This window comes from Paenirhizobium selenitireducens ATCC BAA-1503 (assembly GCF_900492185.1).
Classification (GTDB): Bacteria; Pseudomonadota; Alphaproteobacteria; order Rhizobiales; family Rhizobiaceae; genus Allorhizobium; species Allorhizobium selenitireducens_A.
The window spans coordinates 1-13,852 of sequence record NZ_UEYP01000032.1 but is presented as its reverse complement, the minus strand read 5'-3'; the positions used below and the strand labels follow the sequence as shown (position 1 = coordinate 13,852).

18 protein-coding genes and 2 pseudogenes are annotated in these 13,852 nt (G+C 57.1%); 7 read left to right on the top strand and 13 right to left on the bottom strand.

The window, feature by feature from the left end:
* The 11 genes and pseudogenes from RHIZ70P_RS22290 to RHIZ70P_RS22240 form a co-directional block, all read right to left on the bottom strand.
* Window positions 1-247 (bottom strand): annotated as a pseudogene (locus RHIZ70P_RS22290) (conjugal transfer protein TrbI); the annotation flags it as partial.
* Window positions 247-1,059 (bottom strand): P-type conjugative transfer protein VirB9, encoded by an 813-nt coding sequence (virB9, locus tag RHIZ70P_RS22285; protein WP_115672752.1) that lies wholly within the window; start codon window positions 1,057-1,059, stop codon window positions 247-249. The gene virB9 and the pseudogene RHIZ70P_RS22290, both read right to left, overlap by 1 nt.
* Window positions 1,056-1,748, bottom strand: coding sequence for a virB8 family protein (locus RHIZ70P_RS22280; protein WP_037093755.1), 693 nt, complete (start codon window positions 1,746-1,748; stop codon window positions 1,056-1,058). Before RHIZ70P_RS22280 ends, virB9 begins: the two co-directional genes overlap by 4 nt.
* Before the next feature lie 33 nt (window positions 1,749-1,781).
* Window positions 1,782-2,810 (bottom strand): type IV secretion system protein, encoded by a 1,029-nt coding sequence (locus tag RHIZ70P_RS22275; RefSeq protein WP_037093751.1) that lies wholly within the window; start codon window positions 2,808-2,810, stop codon window positions 1,782-1,784.
* A gap of 4 nt (window positions 2,811-2,814) precedes the next feature.
* Entirely contained in the window at window positions 2,815-3,051 is a 237-nt protein-coding gene (locus RHIZ70P_RS23360; protein ID WP_115672751.1) for a hypothetical protein, read from the bottom strand.
* On the bottom strand, window positions 3,044-3,742 hold the full coding sequence (locus RHIZ70P_RS22265) for a type IV secretion system protein (protein ID WP_107341898.1): 699 nt from the start codon (window positions 3,740-3,742) through the stop codon (window positions 3,044-3,046). Before RHIZ70P_RS22265 ends, RHIZ70P_RS23360 begins: the two co-directional genes overlap by 8 nt.
* 14 nt (window positions 3,743-3,756) lie before the next feature.
* Window positions 3,757-4,848 (bottom strand): lytic transglycosylase domain-containing protein, encoded by a 1,092-nt coding sequence (locus tag RHIZ70P_RS22260; protein WP_115672750.1) that lies wholly within the window; start codon window positions 4,846-4,848, stop codon window positions 3,757-3,759.
* Window positions 4,845-7,304 (bottom strand): VirB4 family type IV secretion/conjugal transfer ATPase, encoded by a 2,460-nt coding sequence (locus RHIZ70P_RS22255; RefSeq protein ID WP_115672749.1) that lies wholly within the window; start codon window positions 7,302-7,304, stop codon window positions 4,845-4,847. Before RHIZ70P_RS22255 ends, RHIZ70P_RS22260 begins: the two co-directional genes overlap by 4 nt.
* A gap of 3 nt (window positions 7,305-7,307) precedes the next feature.
* Window positions 7,308-7,607 carry a type IV secretion system protein VirB3 gene (locus RHIZ70P_RS22250; protein WP_081950740.1) on the bottom strand — a complete coding sequence of 100 codons (300 nt, stop codon included), beginning with the start codon at window positions 7,605-7,607 and terminating at the stop codon, window positions 7,308-7,310.
* On the bottom strand, window positions 7,607-7,960 hold the full coding sequence (locus RHIZ70P_RS22245) for a TrbC/VirB2 family protein (RefSeq protein ID WP_115672747.1): 354 nt from the start codon (window positions 7,958-7,960) through the stop codon (window positions 7,607-7,609). Before RHIZ70P_RS22245 ends, RHIZ70P_RS22250 begins: the two co-directional genes overlap by 1 nt.
* 10 nt (window positions 7,961-7,970) lie before the next feature.
* The gene (locus RHIZ70P_RS22240) at window positions 7,971-8,945 is read right to left on the bottom strand and encodes a lytic transglycosylase domain-containing protein (RefSeq protein ID WP_115672745.1); all 975 of its coding nucleotides are present in this window, start codon (window positions 8,943-8,945) and stop codon (window positions 7,971-7,973) included.
* Window positions 8,946-9,104: 159 nt separating this feature from the next.
* On the opposite strand from RHIZ70P_RS22240, the gene RHIZ70P_RS22235 reads away from it, so the two are divergent.
* From RHIZ70P_RS22235 to RHIZ70P_RS22210, 6 genes are read left to right on the top strand one after another with little or no spacing between them, the layout of a single operon-like run.
* Entirely contained in the window at window positions 9,105-9,713 is a 609-nt protein-coding gene (locus tag RHIZ70P_RS22235; RefSeq protein WP_115672744.1) for a hypothetical protein, read from the top strand.
* Window positions 9,710-10,246: a thermonuclease family protein gene (locus RHIZ70P_RS22230; RefSeq protein WP_115672742.1), complete on the top strand. Its 537-nt coding sequence runs from the start codon at window positions 9,710-9,712 to the stop codon at window positions 10,244-10,246. Before RHIZ70P_RS22235 ends, RHIZ70P_RS22230 begins: the two co-directional genes overlap by 4 nt.
* Window positions 10,243-10,947, top strand: coding sequence for a thermonuclease family protein (locus tag RHIZ70P_RS22225; RefSeq protein ID WP_115672740.1), 705 nt, complete (start codon window positions 10,243-10,245; stop codon window positions 10,945-10,947). The genes RHIZ70P_RS22230 and RHIZ70P_RS22225 overlap by 4 nt, the downstream gene beginning before the upstream one ends.
* A 54-nt stretch (window positions 10,948-11,001) precedes the next feature.
* A complete protein-coding gene (locus RHIZ70P_RS22220) occupies window positions 11,002-11,352 on the top strand; it encodes a hypothetical protein (protein WP_233109144.1) in 351 nt (116 codons plus the stop codon).
* Between the two features lies 1 nt (window position 11,353).
* Complete coding sequence (locus RHIZ70P_RS22215) at window positions 11,354-11,941, top strand: hypothetical protein (protein ID WP_115672737.1); 588 nt, start codon at window positions 11,354-11,356, stop codon at window positions 11,939-11,941.
* Between the two features lie 9 nt (window positions 11,942-11,950).
* Window positions 11,951-12,373, top strand: coding sequence for a hypothetical protein (locus RHIZ70P_RS22210; protein WP_115672753.1), 423 nt, complete (start codon window positions 11,951-11,953; stop codon window positions 12,371-12,373).
* Window positions 12,374-12,399: 26 nt separating this feature from the next.
* On the opposite strand, the gene RHIZ70P_RS22205 is transcribed toward RHIZ70P_RS22210, so the two are convergent.
* Window positions 12,400-12,681: a hypothetical protein gene (locus RHIZ70P_RS22205; RefSeq protein ID WP_115672736.1), complete on the bottom strand. Its 282-nt coding sequence runs from the start codon at window positions 12,679-12,681 to the stop codon at window positions 12,400-12,402.
* A 437-nt stretch (window positions 12,682-13,118) separates the two neighbouring features.
* Window positions 13,119-13,637, bottom strand: a complete 519-nt coding sequence (locus tag RHIZ70P_RS22875; RefSeq protein ID WP_147294052.1) for a hypothetical protein — start codon at window positions 13,635-13,637, stop codon at window positions 13,119-13,121.
* Between the two features lie 70 nt (window positions 13,638-13,707).
* Here RHIZ70P_RS22875 and RHIZ70P_RS22200 point away from each other — a divergent pair.
* Window positions 13,708-13,852, top strand: a pseudogene (locus RHIZ70P_RS22200) (IS3 family transposase); the annotation flags it as partial.

Genomic DNA, 13,852 nt, shown 5'->3' with positions numbered 1-13,852 from the left:
GTGAGGGAGTGGGTTCTCCATCGCGCACAAAACCGGGCGGCCGGAAGGTCGTGGTACGGAACTCCTCCTCACTTTGCGGGCTTTCAGGCGGACTTTCTCCGGACGTCGCGAGCACCAGGTATGCGGCGAAGACGCCAGCCAGCAAAAGGGCGGCCATGCCGACCGTTTGATTGCGCTTCACGTTTCGATTGCTGATTTCGGCCTCGTCGGCCGCAGCCATTGCGTCGAGTTCAGGGCTGCGCTTCATTAGTTGCCGCTCCTCCTGCGTTTGCTGGCATCAGGATCCGGTTTCGGAGCCATGATGTCAGGATCAGGTGCTGCAAAGTCCGGCTTTCGGAGGTTGAAAATGCACGTCCACTGGTTTCCGTCCCGGAGCGTGTATTGCGTGGCTACGCCGTCAACGACGATGTATTCGCCTTCCTTGCGGAAGTTTCGCAGGGTCTCGGAGAAGTCGGATTGAACGGCAAAAATGGCCGGCACGGTCCCTCGGCCGAACTTGAAAAAGGTCTTCCTTCCATCATCGAAGACCATTGTCGGCTTCAGCGCCGCGTCGCCCGAGAAAGAGTAGTCAATGTTGACGTTCGCTTTGTCGATGCTCGAAATGTTCGGGTTAGCTGCCCGAAACTCAGCCTCCTTCCGCAGAGACTCGTTCAGGTTCTTCTCCGGATAAACGAAGCGAATGCCGAAGACCTTTTTCCCTGCTTCCGGTGCATAGTCGTTGAGCTCAAGGAAGTAGATCCTCTTTGAGGTCACCACGTTCATGTTTGTGGAAACGTCCTTGGCTATCGGCTTGACGAAAAGGATGTTGCCCTTTTCGGACGGGGCAACCTGCCAACTGTCGGTGTCGCCAAGCGAGATCGTCTCAAACTTCTCATCTTCATCGAAGATGATCATCGTCGAGATGCCGTAGGTCGCAGACACCTTCACGACGTTGTTCGGCTGATAGACAACACTGGTCACACGCGCATCCAGACTGCCAGGGCGGGGCTGTTGCGCCGCATAGGCGTGAGTCATCGTGAGAGCGGCGATCGACGCCGCCAGAGGCAAGCCATATTTCACTGCTGGCCTCCCGAGGTCACCGTTTCCTGATCACGGCGGTAGTCATAAACCTGGAAGCCCAACGGGTTTTCGAAGCGCCATTCGTTGCGCTCAGGCGTATCCGTGTAGCGATAGCGAACGATAGAGATGAAATGGCGCGTGATGACGTCTGAATCAGAGCGCTCATGCGTCGAGAACCGGACGAGCGCCGTTGTCGTGTTGGGGAAGGTGACAGACTTTATGTCAACGGTGATCGACTTGTTTTTGCCGAGCCGGCGAGCTGGATTGTCAGGGTTCGCGGCACTCCATTGGGCCTGGAGGTCGCGCGCTGCGTCGCCGGTGGAGAGCAAAGCTGCAATTCCAAAGTTCTGCTCGATGGCAAAAGGATCATAGCCCTCGCGGGATCGAATGTAACGGACGACATTCGCCTGAGTGACCGCCTGCTGATCGGTGATGTTCGATGTTCGGGTCAGCCCTGTCTTGACCTCAATGTAGCCAGTGTTCTTGTCGACCTCGACAATGTACGGCTCGAAGCTTTTGAGGGGCACGAGCATCACCAATGCGGAGAGCGACAGGATCGTGATGCCGCCGAAGATCAGCGTAATCAGCCAAGCGAACGCCTTGGACCGTTTGGCCTTTTTGACGATCTCTTGTTCCCAACGGTCCCCATCCTGAAAATAGCTCCGGAGAGCATCGTTATTCTCTGCCATGTATCCTAGCCCTTAATTCCCGCCACCAGTTGCCTAGTTGGGCAGACTGTTGTTGGTAATTCTGTTTTGCATCGCTTCTGCTGCACCGGCGTTTTGGATGTTTTCCCTCATGCCGGCATGGGTTCTGGCGCGTGCGGCCATTCCTAATTCTCCAGCCCTCCCGGCTACAGAACGTGTCGCGGTCAAAGCTCGTGCCGGCAGTGCAACACCGGTCGCGTAGCCAACCGATCGAGCGATCTGCCCAACGCCCGTTGCCACGCCCCCGGTAATTCCCTGGGCGAGAGTTTGGATGTTGAAGAGGACAAAAGCACCAGCCGCACAGATCAGGACGAAAGCCGAGATATCGTCTAGCTGGATCTCGTTCGCGGATGCTGCCGCTGCGACCTTCTGCAGTTCAGCGTCCATGGTCGTGATGAGAAAGGCGGCGACGACGTAAACGAAGAGCGGAATAATCGCGTACGTCAAAACTTGCTGGAACCAAGCCATTCCGTACTGGCGCGTGGAATCAAACAATAGGCAGGCGATAAAGATCGGTGCAGTGCCAAGCAGCACCCACATCATCACCTTCGCAAGCACGAGGATGGCAAGCGCAACGGCAATGAACAGCCCAACCGCCAGCATGATCAGGAACCCTACAAGGCCCGGGAGAATGGCGAAGTAGCCTGACTGCTCCGCGAATGCTGCTGCTGCCTCATTCGCTGTCTCCCAAATCATGGAGAGGCCGTCTGTCGGCTCAGTTATCCCGGTACTGCTAGCCGTCAGGAGCGCCCGCCCCACGTCTTCCGGCGTGTTGTTCAGCCAGTCGTAAAAGAAGAGTTGGAAGTTGCCCCACTGATCAATGAAAGCGACGATAAGCATCATCCGCACGACCCGGCCGACGATCTCGCCGACGCTCACTCGCGCGGTCCCCATGACGAGTTGAAGTCCGTAATAGGCGACGTAGGCAATAAGCATGATCGTCAGCAAGGGCATGATCTCGTCGCCAACGACCTCATAAGCCCGTTGGGAGAAATTCCGCCCTGCATCTTCAAGAGCCTCAAGCAGGCCGCCTAGAAAGTTCATGGGGTCACTGCTCTCCGCTTGCAGCGAAAGCGTCGATCGCCGCCAGCGCTTCTGATGGGTTGCCATTCACGCTGGTCATTGGGCCACATTCCTGTCGCGGATCCTCGGCGTAGGATGTGAGGTTTGCCGGCCTCTTGCATGGTGCAGTCTTCTCTTTCGGAGCACCGGCGCAGCCAGCTACGCCGGCAGCAACCAGAACGGAGAGGAGCACAAAACCATTCACTCGAAATGTCTTAGTCACCGTAGGTCAGCGCCTTCTTGGTATTGGAGATGTCGACAAGGCGGCGCTGGTTTTGAGCCTGCAGGGAGCCGACCGCCCCATTCATCACGCCAATCATTTCGTTGATCGTCAGGCCGGTTTGAACCTGCAGCTGCGTGTTCTGATCGATGGACCCTTTGATGTCTTGAGCCTGGCCGATCTGCTGACCCGCCTGCTGGAATGCCTGTGTTCGCGACTGAACAGCCTGTTGCGAGCCGGTGACTAGGGCAGCAACTCCAAGGACGGTCTTCATCATCTCTTCGTAGGACTTGTCGCCGGAGAACGTGCTGTCCGCCTTGCCAGACAAGTTTTTTACTAGCTGAAGACCGTTGATGAAGGTGGTGGCAATCTGGCCGATGTCGCCGCCCATGCTGCCGAAGTTCGGGACTCCGCCCTGCATGAGGCTGTCGAGTGACGGCATCTGAGAAACGCTGAACCCTTGACCAACGGCGAGGTTCTGCATGGGATTTGAAACGCTCCCGCGGTCCCCCGTGACGGCTTTAAGCGTCTCTTCTACCGTCTTCAGAACCTCCTTGTTCGTATCCAGGATCTGATCGGTCGTCTGAGAGGTTTCCGTTGCAATCTTCAGGTTGGCGCTGTCGATCACGGGAACCTGTGCATGCGCAGTAGACGCCATCGCTAGCGAAAACGCAGTCAGAAATGCTCTTTTCATGGCCGTTCTCCTTGTCATTCGGCGCTCAACATCAGCTTCATGTCAGCCTCTGGTTCGAGTTTTCGAACGCAGGCCTGTTCCTCCGGATTCCACTCAAGCTGCGGTTCCTTGTCGCAGAGGTCAGCTACCTCGCGATCGTCTTCCTTCTCGTCTCGCTTGTAGTCGCTGGACCGCGAAGACCCCGAGAGCCCGCCCAGATCAAGTGCATTTTGAGAATTCATAAGCTCCGCCATCGTTGTTCCGAGGCGGATGACCTGGTTCATCATTTCGAGGTTTGCATTGCGTGCGCCGGAATTGTGGTCCCAGCTGTCTTGGATCGTGCCGCTTTCCATCTGGCCGAGTTGCTGAAGCCATGACGCGACGTTCCCGCTGTTTTCGGAAATCGACTGGCTGGTTGCCATTGAGTTGATCGTTGCGTCTCTCGCACCTGAAAGGCCCGACGTGCCTCCGCCGAAATTTTCGGGGATGTTCGAAACATCAGAGCCTCCAAACTGAGGCATCCATTTGCCTTTGATCGCGGCGACATAGCCCTGCGTCTCCTTGAACGGAGGGATGCCGCCATACTTGCGGACGTTGCCTGGCCCCGCGTTGTACGCGGCGAGCGCAAGGTTGGTATTGCCGTTGAAGGTGCGGAGCTGCTGCTTCAGGTAGCGTGCGCCGCCGCGAAGGTTATCCTCGATATCGTGAGGATTCACGCCAAGATCCTTGGCTGTGCCCGGCATCAACTGCGACAAGCCCATAGCGCCGACAGGCGACTTTGCGCAGGGATTGAACCGGCTCTCTTGGTAGACGAGAGACATGAAGAGGGTTTCGTCTACCCCTTCCTCACGCGCCACTCGCTTCACGAGCCCGACAATCTCCGGATTGGCTTGTGCTGCCGAGGGGGCGTCACCTCCGCGCCCCGGCCGGTACATCGAGCAGGTGACGCTCTTGCTCACGGAGTGCCGGCGACTGTCTGTTTCTTCGATCTGCTTCGTCGTTTCATTGCGCACTGCATCTGTTGAAGTGAGGGCGCCATCCGTAACAGGAACCTGCGAGGAGGCGGGGGGCGCTGTTCCCCAAGCCAAGGCTGCAACTAGCAGCGTTAGAGTCCGACTGTTCCTCATTCGGCCTTCTCCCATCCGCAGAATTTCGCCAACCAGTTTTCGGGTTCGTCTCCGTACTGCTCGCGAAGTGCCGCGCACTCCTCGATCGTCTCCTTGCGTCCTGAAAGCACCTTCACGAGATCCGGCATTGTCGACAGATCGAGACGCGCAATGACAGAGTCGTTGCCATGCTTAATCAGGAAGGTTCTCTTTTCAGGAGGCGTGTTCTTGATGAACTTGAACTCCTTCACCGTCAGGCCGAAGCGCTTGATGTAGCTCTCTTCGTCAGCCCGTGGGTTCGGGAAGTGGATGTTGGTCGCCGATTGCTCAATGAGCGTGTGCGACGCTTTGGATTTGGTAATGTCAGCAGCCGACTGCGTACCAAAGCCCACGATGCCGTTGAGCTTTCGGATCGTCTTCATCTTGTCGACGATGAAGGCGCTGAAAGTGTCATCCATCAACAGCTGCCAGCCTTCATCCATGAAGAACATGACGGGGTTACCGTCCAGCAGCTCATCCAGCCGATGGTAAAGATACATCAGCGCAGGGGTTCTTAGCTCCTCGTTTCCGAGGATGTTGGTCATATCAAAGCCAAAGACGCTGTGACCCGAGAAGGACAGGACGTCATGGGGCGCGTTGAACAGCCAGGCTTTTTCGCCTTCGATCCAAGGGCGAAGCCGCGAGTATAGATCGTTGGCATCGGCCTTGGACCGCCCCATCAAGAGGCCGGCAAGATTCGGGAGGTTCCGCTGAGCCGCCGGCTCCTGCATGATCCGGGCGATTGCCTTTTCCAGCGTGTCCTCGTCCTCTTGCGTGAAGTCGGTGCGACGGTCGCCGCGCAGCATGGCCTTGAGCAGACGGACCAGAAATTCCCGGTTCTCGCCGGTGTTTTCCAGTTGCAGCGGGTTAAAGCCCGTGGGTGTTCCTGGAGACAGAACCTCGTAGGCTCCGCCAATCGCCCTGACGAAGATCTCAGCCCCCCGGTCCTTGTCGAAGAACACGGCGCGAGGCGTGGGTGAAACCCGCATCGCCTGAGCCAGCAGGAAGGTCAAACCTACGGTTTTGCCGGATCCTGTCGGACCAGTCACCGTGAAGTGCCCGATATCGCGACGGTGGAAGTTGAACCAGTAGGGGGTTTGTGAGGTCGTTTCCAGAATGGTGATCGGCAGGCCCCAATGGGTGCGATCCGCCTGTCCAGTCGCGAAATTATGCATCGAGGAAAGGCCGGAGAAGTTGGCGCTCGACAGCATGGCGATGCGGGAGATGTAGGAGCGGTTTCCAGGCAGCTGCGCCCAGAACGCCGCCTCAAGATTGAGGTCTTCCCGGAGCCAGTTGATGTTCATGTCGGTGAGGCAAGCGCCAAGTTCCGACACGCAACGGCTCAATCCGTCGAGGTCCCGCGAAATGCACAGCAGCGAGAAGTGATGAAATCCAAAAACAGCCTCCTGATTAAGAAGGCTGTTGAGCGCATAGTCGATCTCGGACTCGACAGAGCTACCCGCTTCGTCGGAGGCCTTGATCTGACGCTGGAGACGGCTGATCCGTTCTTGTGCGATCGGCTTGTCAGCCAGCGTGAACGACTGTGTCAGGATGAACTCATGGTTCACCTGGAGCAATCCATCCAGCATGCCGGGACCAGTGAATGGAGGATATTCTTTGATCGAGAGTAGAGCGGCATAGCGGCTATCTTCTTCCACCGCCGCTTGTGCCTGCATAGTCCGCTTTGAAAAGTGAAGCCGTGAAGTGCCGACGTAGTTGCGAATTCCCATGCGCGGAAGCCGCATCTTTCGCGGCACACCGCAGGTCAGGATCGTGTTGAAGAACTCGCAGGGCTCCGAGTACGGATCGCCCTTAGTGTCTTCTCCATCGATGTCCTTTTTCGCGGTATCGTCCGATTTCTTGCGATACGTGATGCCAAGCGGCTTTGCGCCGTACTTGTGCAACTCTTTTACGATGTTCCCAACCAGCTCTTCGAGGTCGGTCACGTCTTCACGGGTCGCTTGGGCCCTGGCCTCCTTGTTCGAGCGTTCAAAGATCCGCTTCAGCGAGTCGCCGAGGCCAAGCGCCCCTTTCATGCCCGAACGCACGATCGTCAGGTAGATTTCGTTCGTGAACATCCGCTTCTTGCGAAGTTGGTCCATATAGCGATCGTTCAGGATCTCGCAGAAGGAGGAATCGAACGAACCGCCGATTTCGGTCTCGACCTCACGACGGATTACGGTCGACCAGAGAGAATAGCGGCTCGAACCTAGAGCTCGGATCATGGTGTTCTGCACAACAGAACGCATGTTCAATTCGGCCTGGTCCTCCGTCTGGAAGAACAGTCCATCAAGCTTGATGACGCTGATTAGGGTTCCATTCTCGAGCCCGATGACCGTGTCAGACACATGCCGCATATAGGGGATGTGAACGGACATAGGCCGCTCGTTGCCGGCGACCTTCCCAAACCCAAGCTCTTCCTTGACGACTTTCAGCATCTACTATGGTCCGTATGAGTTGGTGCCCCAAAAGCGCTTGTTGGGGGTCCTTGGCGTCTTGCGGGACGTGACCTGCAGGACGTCGAGAATCTTGCTGTCCCAGGCACAAAGCGAGAAAAGGACAAGGTAGGCGGCTGGCGCGATCAGCAGTGCCGCCAGATGGTTCGTCACCAGCCACCCAATGATTGTCACGCCGATGATCAGGACGACCGCCATGTAGGGCACGCCCCATAGCGTCGGAGAACGGGTCAAGCCGATCACCAACGGCGTCAAAGCTGGCTTCTCGTCCTGAAAATCGCTCATCAGCCGCCGCCTACAGACGAAATCATCTGGTCAACGATGGCAGGGGCGCCGAACACGAGACCGATGCCAATGACGACGGCTCCGGCCGTGAACCACGAAAGCCTGCCGGCAAAGGCAAGGAAGCCGAGGCCAATCACGGCGATGATTGCCATAAGACGTCCGAAGGGGCCGGTGATGAAGTCAACGATCATCTGTACGGCTGTCTGAAGGGGGGCGAATGCACCGCCGCCGCCGCCGCCACCGCCAGCCTGTGCAAGCGCTTGATCAGCGCCTGCAACCTGCAGGGCTGCCACCAAGCCAATGACGGCTACTGCCTTCAATGCCCCGGAATGCCGGGAAACGACGTTCTTCATAGTTCTCTCCTTAAAAATGCATCACGCCGCCGACGAACTTGCCGGTCTTCTCCACAGCGATGACTCCGGCATCGCTGGTGTTCTTTGCCGCCATGTCTCGGACGATCCCGCTCGCCTTCCGTTTGCCCGTTGGCATCGGTAGGCCAAGCTGGAAATTCACGACCTTTGCGACATAGCCGACGGTTTCTTGGAATGGCGGAACGCCGCCATATTCGTAGATGCGCCCCTCCCCGCTGTTGTAAGCGGCTGCGACCAGAAGCGGGTTCTGAAACTCATCGAGCAGGAAGCGGAGGTACTTCATCCCGCCCTCGATGTTTTGAGCGGGATCGCAAATGTCCTGAACACCGAAGCGAGCCGCCGTTTCGGGGATAAGCTGCATAGGTCCGCGTGCGCCTTTCGGTGAATTGCGGATCTCATCGAAGCGGCTTTCGGCCCAGGCAATCGCAACCGCGAAGCCCTCATCGACGCTGTATCGGCGCGCAGTGGATGCAACCAGCGCTTTAATCTGATCAGGTGACAGGGGCGACGGCCCGCACTCTCCAACGGGAGATCCTGTCCCTAGATTTTCGGGGGTATCACTAGATGTAGTATCTAGAGTGGGAGTTTGGACAGGCTCAATGCGGCCGGTGGCGCGCTCCGAGACATCAAAATATGCGCTGACAGACGCATCAATTTGATTCACTTTGGCGCCCACATCTTTCGACGTCGTTGCGCCCAATACTTCAGCTCCGCCCTTCGTGACAACACCGTTTGCACCAAGGACAAATTCCTTCTCTGATGTCTCGACACCGCTCCAGCGATCTTCGAAGTTCGTGACAAGAGTTTCCTCGTCGATTGTCACAGAACCGCTGTAATTGCTGGAAATACGCCCTGTTGTGGCTAGGTCTTGTGACGCAGCAGTATTGGCCCCGAGCAGCACGGATAATGCTGCGCTAGTCAGGGTTCGCGGGCCTAGATACCCTGCATAGACAGTGTTTTTATCCATCGCACCCGCCCGTCAAACGGTGTTGTGATCGCTATGAAAACCGACTAGAGTTAATGCATGCATGATACCGATTTGATGCACTCTTACAGGTTTTCTGATCGGTGTTAAACCCTAATTTGTAGGGTCAACAATCGCATTACGGATGGTTAGGGCTAGAATATGAAACAGGCCATCATTCCCGCGCTTCTAAGTTGCGCATTGGCAACACAAGCGCTTGCCGCTCCTGCGGTGAACAAGGACTACATCAGGTCGCTGGCGGCGCCGGGCAAGACGGTTCTTGTCGTCGAGTATTACGACGGGACCGGCAAAGTCGCTGATCGCAAAGGTTACGCCACTGCCAATGGCTTCAAGGCTATCTCGGCGACTGAGTTTCGCGTCGATGAATCGACAACGTTGCATCTATATGGCGTTCAGCCCTGCAACGGCGATTTGGTCAATCGCGCGGAGGACTATTCCGGGACTTGCGAGGAGTTTGGTACGCAGCAGCTGCAAACGATGCTGCAGAGCCCCAAGGTTCTGTTCTGCAGGGCCTTTATCAGCGAGCAGACTGCCCCCGTTCAGGATGTCACTTGCTACGGCTACTATAACTATCCTGGAGCAATGGACACGGTTGATAATCTTGAGGAGCAGCTTCTGTCGTTGGGAGCGGTTCGCCTTACTAAGAAAGCCGATGGTTCATTCGAACGTCCTGATCTCACGGAGGCTCAGGAAATCGGCCAGAAGGGTTCCTACGGCATGTGGGCAGATCCTCGGGTGAAGGCACAATGAAGCTTGCTGCTGCACTCGTCGCGACTCTACTGCCCTTTGCAGCCAATGCCGCACCTGAAGGGTACTTCGATCTTGCTCCCGGCATTACCCTGGAAACGGGGGACACCTGGATCTCGAACGGAGAACGGTTTCGTCTCTACGGCATCCAGTCCTGCTTGCGCGGCACTGCCTACACGGATGGTCAGGGCAATAGACAAGATTGCGGCGAAGCATCGCTTGCGATGTTGGCTGCCTACATCAAGGACACCAAACCGATCTGTGCCCCCGTGGCGAAGCTTAACGGCGTCTCATATGTCGTTTGTTACGCCACGGTTGGCAGCCAAAGGCTCGACCTCGCGCAGATCATGGTGACAAGCGGCTATGCATTCGCTGCCTTGAAGACCGATGGTCTCCCTTATCATGCCCCCTACGCCATAGCCGAGCAGCTTGCTCAGCAAAAGAAGGCCGGCCTTTGGCAATTCTCCGACGTTCAGCATCCTTCCATCCTGCTTAGTCGTGAGGCGAACCAGCGATCGAGGAGCGCCCAGCAATGAGAAACCGCCTTATCCTTTTTATCGCCGCAAGCTCTTTGGCCTTGCCGGCGTTTGCCGCCGATCCGATCTATCAGAACTGGCACGCCCTACGCGGACAGGCTGCGCCTCCAGTTGCTGCTGCTGTGCGGTTGCCGACGTTCAAAGGCCCGGTAACCGTTCTTGACGGCCGCACGCTATGGTTCGGCACGCTTGGCAATGGCTATAAAGTACGGTTGGCTGGCATCGACTCCTGTGAGCTTCCTCAATGGGCCTTGAACCCAAAGTGGACGAACCGGGAGAAGCAACAGGCTCCTACCCCCGTTCCATGCGGTCCCTTCGCCAAGGCCTGGCTGAAAAGGAATGTCGGAAACAGACCTACGACTTGCGTCGGTCTGGCCTACGCGAACGATGGGATACCCGTCGCACAATGCACGACTAACGGTGTGGATCTCGCCGCCGAAATGCTGCGCGTCGGTTGGGCTCGTCTCGATTCCCCTTACATCAACGCCCAGTATTACGCTTATCAGACCAACGCGATGGCCGCCCGGTATGGGATGTGGGGAACCTACGTGTTGGACATGAACGAATGGCGCCGCAAAGCCGTCGACAAGACGCTAGATCGGCATCCGATCGCCGACTTCAATCTATTGGCCGAGAGGAAAAGCGAGATCTCTCCTCCTTTTGCTGATGCGCGAAACAAGCCGAAGAGGACAGACCGATAGTTGCCAGACCTCGCACATATTGCGAACTCTCTCGCAACGGATCCCTTGGCTGGCTTGCTGCTTGCCATCTCCCTCTCGATCGCCCTCACAATCCCGGCGCAGAGACTCTGGTGGATCCACGCGCTACTAGCGGCCTTCCTTCTCATCCTGTCGCTGACTTTCCACGACAAGCGTCACTTGTCCTTCGACAGCTACCTGGTCGGGCTCCTAGCCTTCGCTGCGGTTTCTCGGGACATTCCCAATCAGCCACTGCTCTATCGCATCGGCATTTCCTGGTTTGCGTGTTTCGCGCTGATCTCGGCCGTCATCTACGCTGCAGGCGAACGCATCCAGCACAGGACTCCGCTCGAAAGACCTTTTTCCGAGCCGGCAATTTCAGCAGCGTTGATCAAGAGGGACACCTGATATGAAAGCAGTGTTTTTTGCCGCAGTCGGCCTCGCGGCTCTTGCCATCTCTCCAGCATCTGCCAAGGCCGAGGATGCCTCGTGGGGTTGCCAGATCCTCTTGTGCGCAGCCTCACAAAGTCCCTCCTGGCATGGCGTCGCCTACTGCGTTCCCCCGATGAAAAGGCTCATATCAGCTATGGCGAAGCCCGGCTTCTCCTGGCCGATCTGCCATGAAGCAAAAGCCGGAAAACCGGGCTATGAACCTTACGAGGAATGCCCTGCCGGCATGACCGCCGTTTCCTCCCGAACCGATGGGGATCGGTCGTTCTTGGGCCGAGACGACAAGGATCAGTGCACCAAAACCGTCAACCAGTGCAGCAACCGTGCGGCCTTCCGTACCCAATTTGGTGACGCCCGAGAAAACGAGCGCAAGGGTGTTACGATCCGGCAGATCAACCAGAACAACGACAATGGTGTTTTCAACCGAGACAATGGCTGCATGGTGCAGATCACTCAGCCCCGCCCTCGCCGCGCGGATCCTTATTATTTCGACATTCCGAACGATAAGGGCGTCAAGCAGCGCGCTTGGTTCAACCTGAATGACTGAGTGGATGACATGAACAGCAACATTCTCATCGTAGCAGCCGCAGGTATCGGCATTCTCGCCGGTGCTGGAGGTACTTATCTCATCATGCCGGAGCCAGAGCCGGTTGTTCGGGCCCCTACTGATGCGGAGATCGCGGCTCTTATCGCAGCCAATCCCTCCCTAATTCCCGAACCTCCGGCCCCTGTGCTTGAAATACCGACAGAAGAGGAAGCTCTAGCCGCGTACCGCAAGGCTTATGCCCGCAATCCTCTGAGGACCGGCCACGGTGAAGCCGATGTAACCCTTGCCTTGGGAGAGTGTGACGAGAACGCCAGCGGTCCAGGCGTATCATGCGTTGCGGCTATCAAGAGGAATCCGAACGCAGCTCCTCTCGATCGCGTCATTGGATTTGCCAAGTCTGCATCCGGCGAATGGGTTGCCACCAACTACTGATTTCAGGGCCAGATGCCTGTTGCTCATCAGTGCCCCGGCAGTGAGATGGAGCCTGACAGAAGAAGCTCCATTTCCTCAGGGTTCAGGCTCCCCTTGGAGGCAATTAGATACCCTGCTACGTAAAGCAGCTTCTGATCTCTCTCATCCTGATCTGACGGCGCGTGCCTGATGATTTCCATACGTGCCCTCGCTTCTTGATCCATGTCAGCGCCGACCTCGCCGTTGACGGCCGCCAGGTACACGGCCCGGTGACGTTCGACCTTCACGGACAAAGGCTCGTTGGGTTGCAGCTCAAGCTTTTCTGTCATCTTTCCCTCTCCACAAGCGCAAGCGATCACTCCTTGACCTCCCGAAATCGAAGGGAGGGCAGGAGCCCCGCTCCTGCTCCCGAGCTCGTGCGGAACAGCTGGAGAGAGGGGGACAAGCGCTAAACCGGAGGGGGATCACCCACCCGGAGGGCCGAGACGGATTTCAGGGAAATCCGGCCGGTGCTGCAGGCCGCAGGCCGAAGCATGGGGAGACCGGTTTAGTGCTTGTGGGGGAGAGAGGGCAGAGCGCCTTTCTTCCCTCCCAATGCGTTGAATAAATTCGCCTTTCGACACAAAGCCGCCACTGCCGGACAAGAAGTGACCTGGTACGCGATGGGGTTGGACGTTGACTGGCGGCAATCGGCGAGAAATAGCGAAAATCGTTGATCGCTATCGAATGACTAGGCGCAATCAGTGGGCACAATCGCCGTTAAGCTTTAATAGCCCGCTTCCGCCCAAAGCATTGCTTCCTGGCGCTCGCGCAGCTCGGCGAGAGGCACCACGATCTTGCGAAGATCGATCGAGTACATCGGAATCTGCCAACAATGGTGGAGCGTATCCACATGCTCCTGACTCGCTGTTTCGAGAGGCAGCTTCTCTGCGATCGCGCGAGCGATCAGCTCTTCGGTCAACCTACATGCATCTTGATGGTCTTCCTTGGCACGGAAGGTGAGCTTCCCCCATACTTCAGCCGTGGCCACTAGGCCGGCCGTTGTAGTCAGGCCAAGATGGTGAAGCGCTTCGATGATCTGCAGCGACGCCGGCATGAGATGCCCGAACCTGATGCCGTCATTTTTGATGGGCGTGTTCCATACTGGCACACCATCTTCGTAAGCGGCGATATCGACATAAAGCTGGCTCTCGCGCCGATACTCCTCCGAGTTTGGGAAGATGTACTCGCCTGCATAGCCCTCAAGATCATGTGCTTTGCGGTAATTGTCCGCGTACTCCTGCAATTGGGTTGTGTCTGTGGGTCTGAACCGCCCCGGCTTTGCCGGAGACCCCAACTCGTGAGAAGTAGGGTCTATGACAAGCAAAACGACGAACAAATTTTCTCCTGAAGTCCGCGCCCGCGCCGTTCGGATGGTGACGGAACATGAAGCCGAACACTCATCGCGCTGGGCGGCGGTATCATCGATAGCGGCCAAGATCGGCTGCTCGGCGCATACCC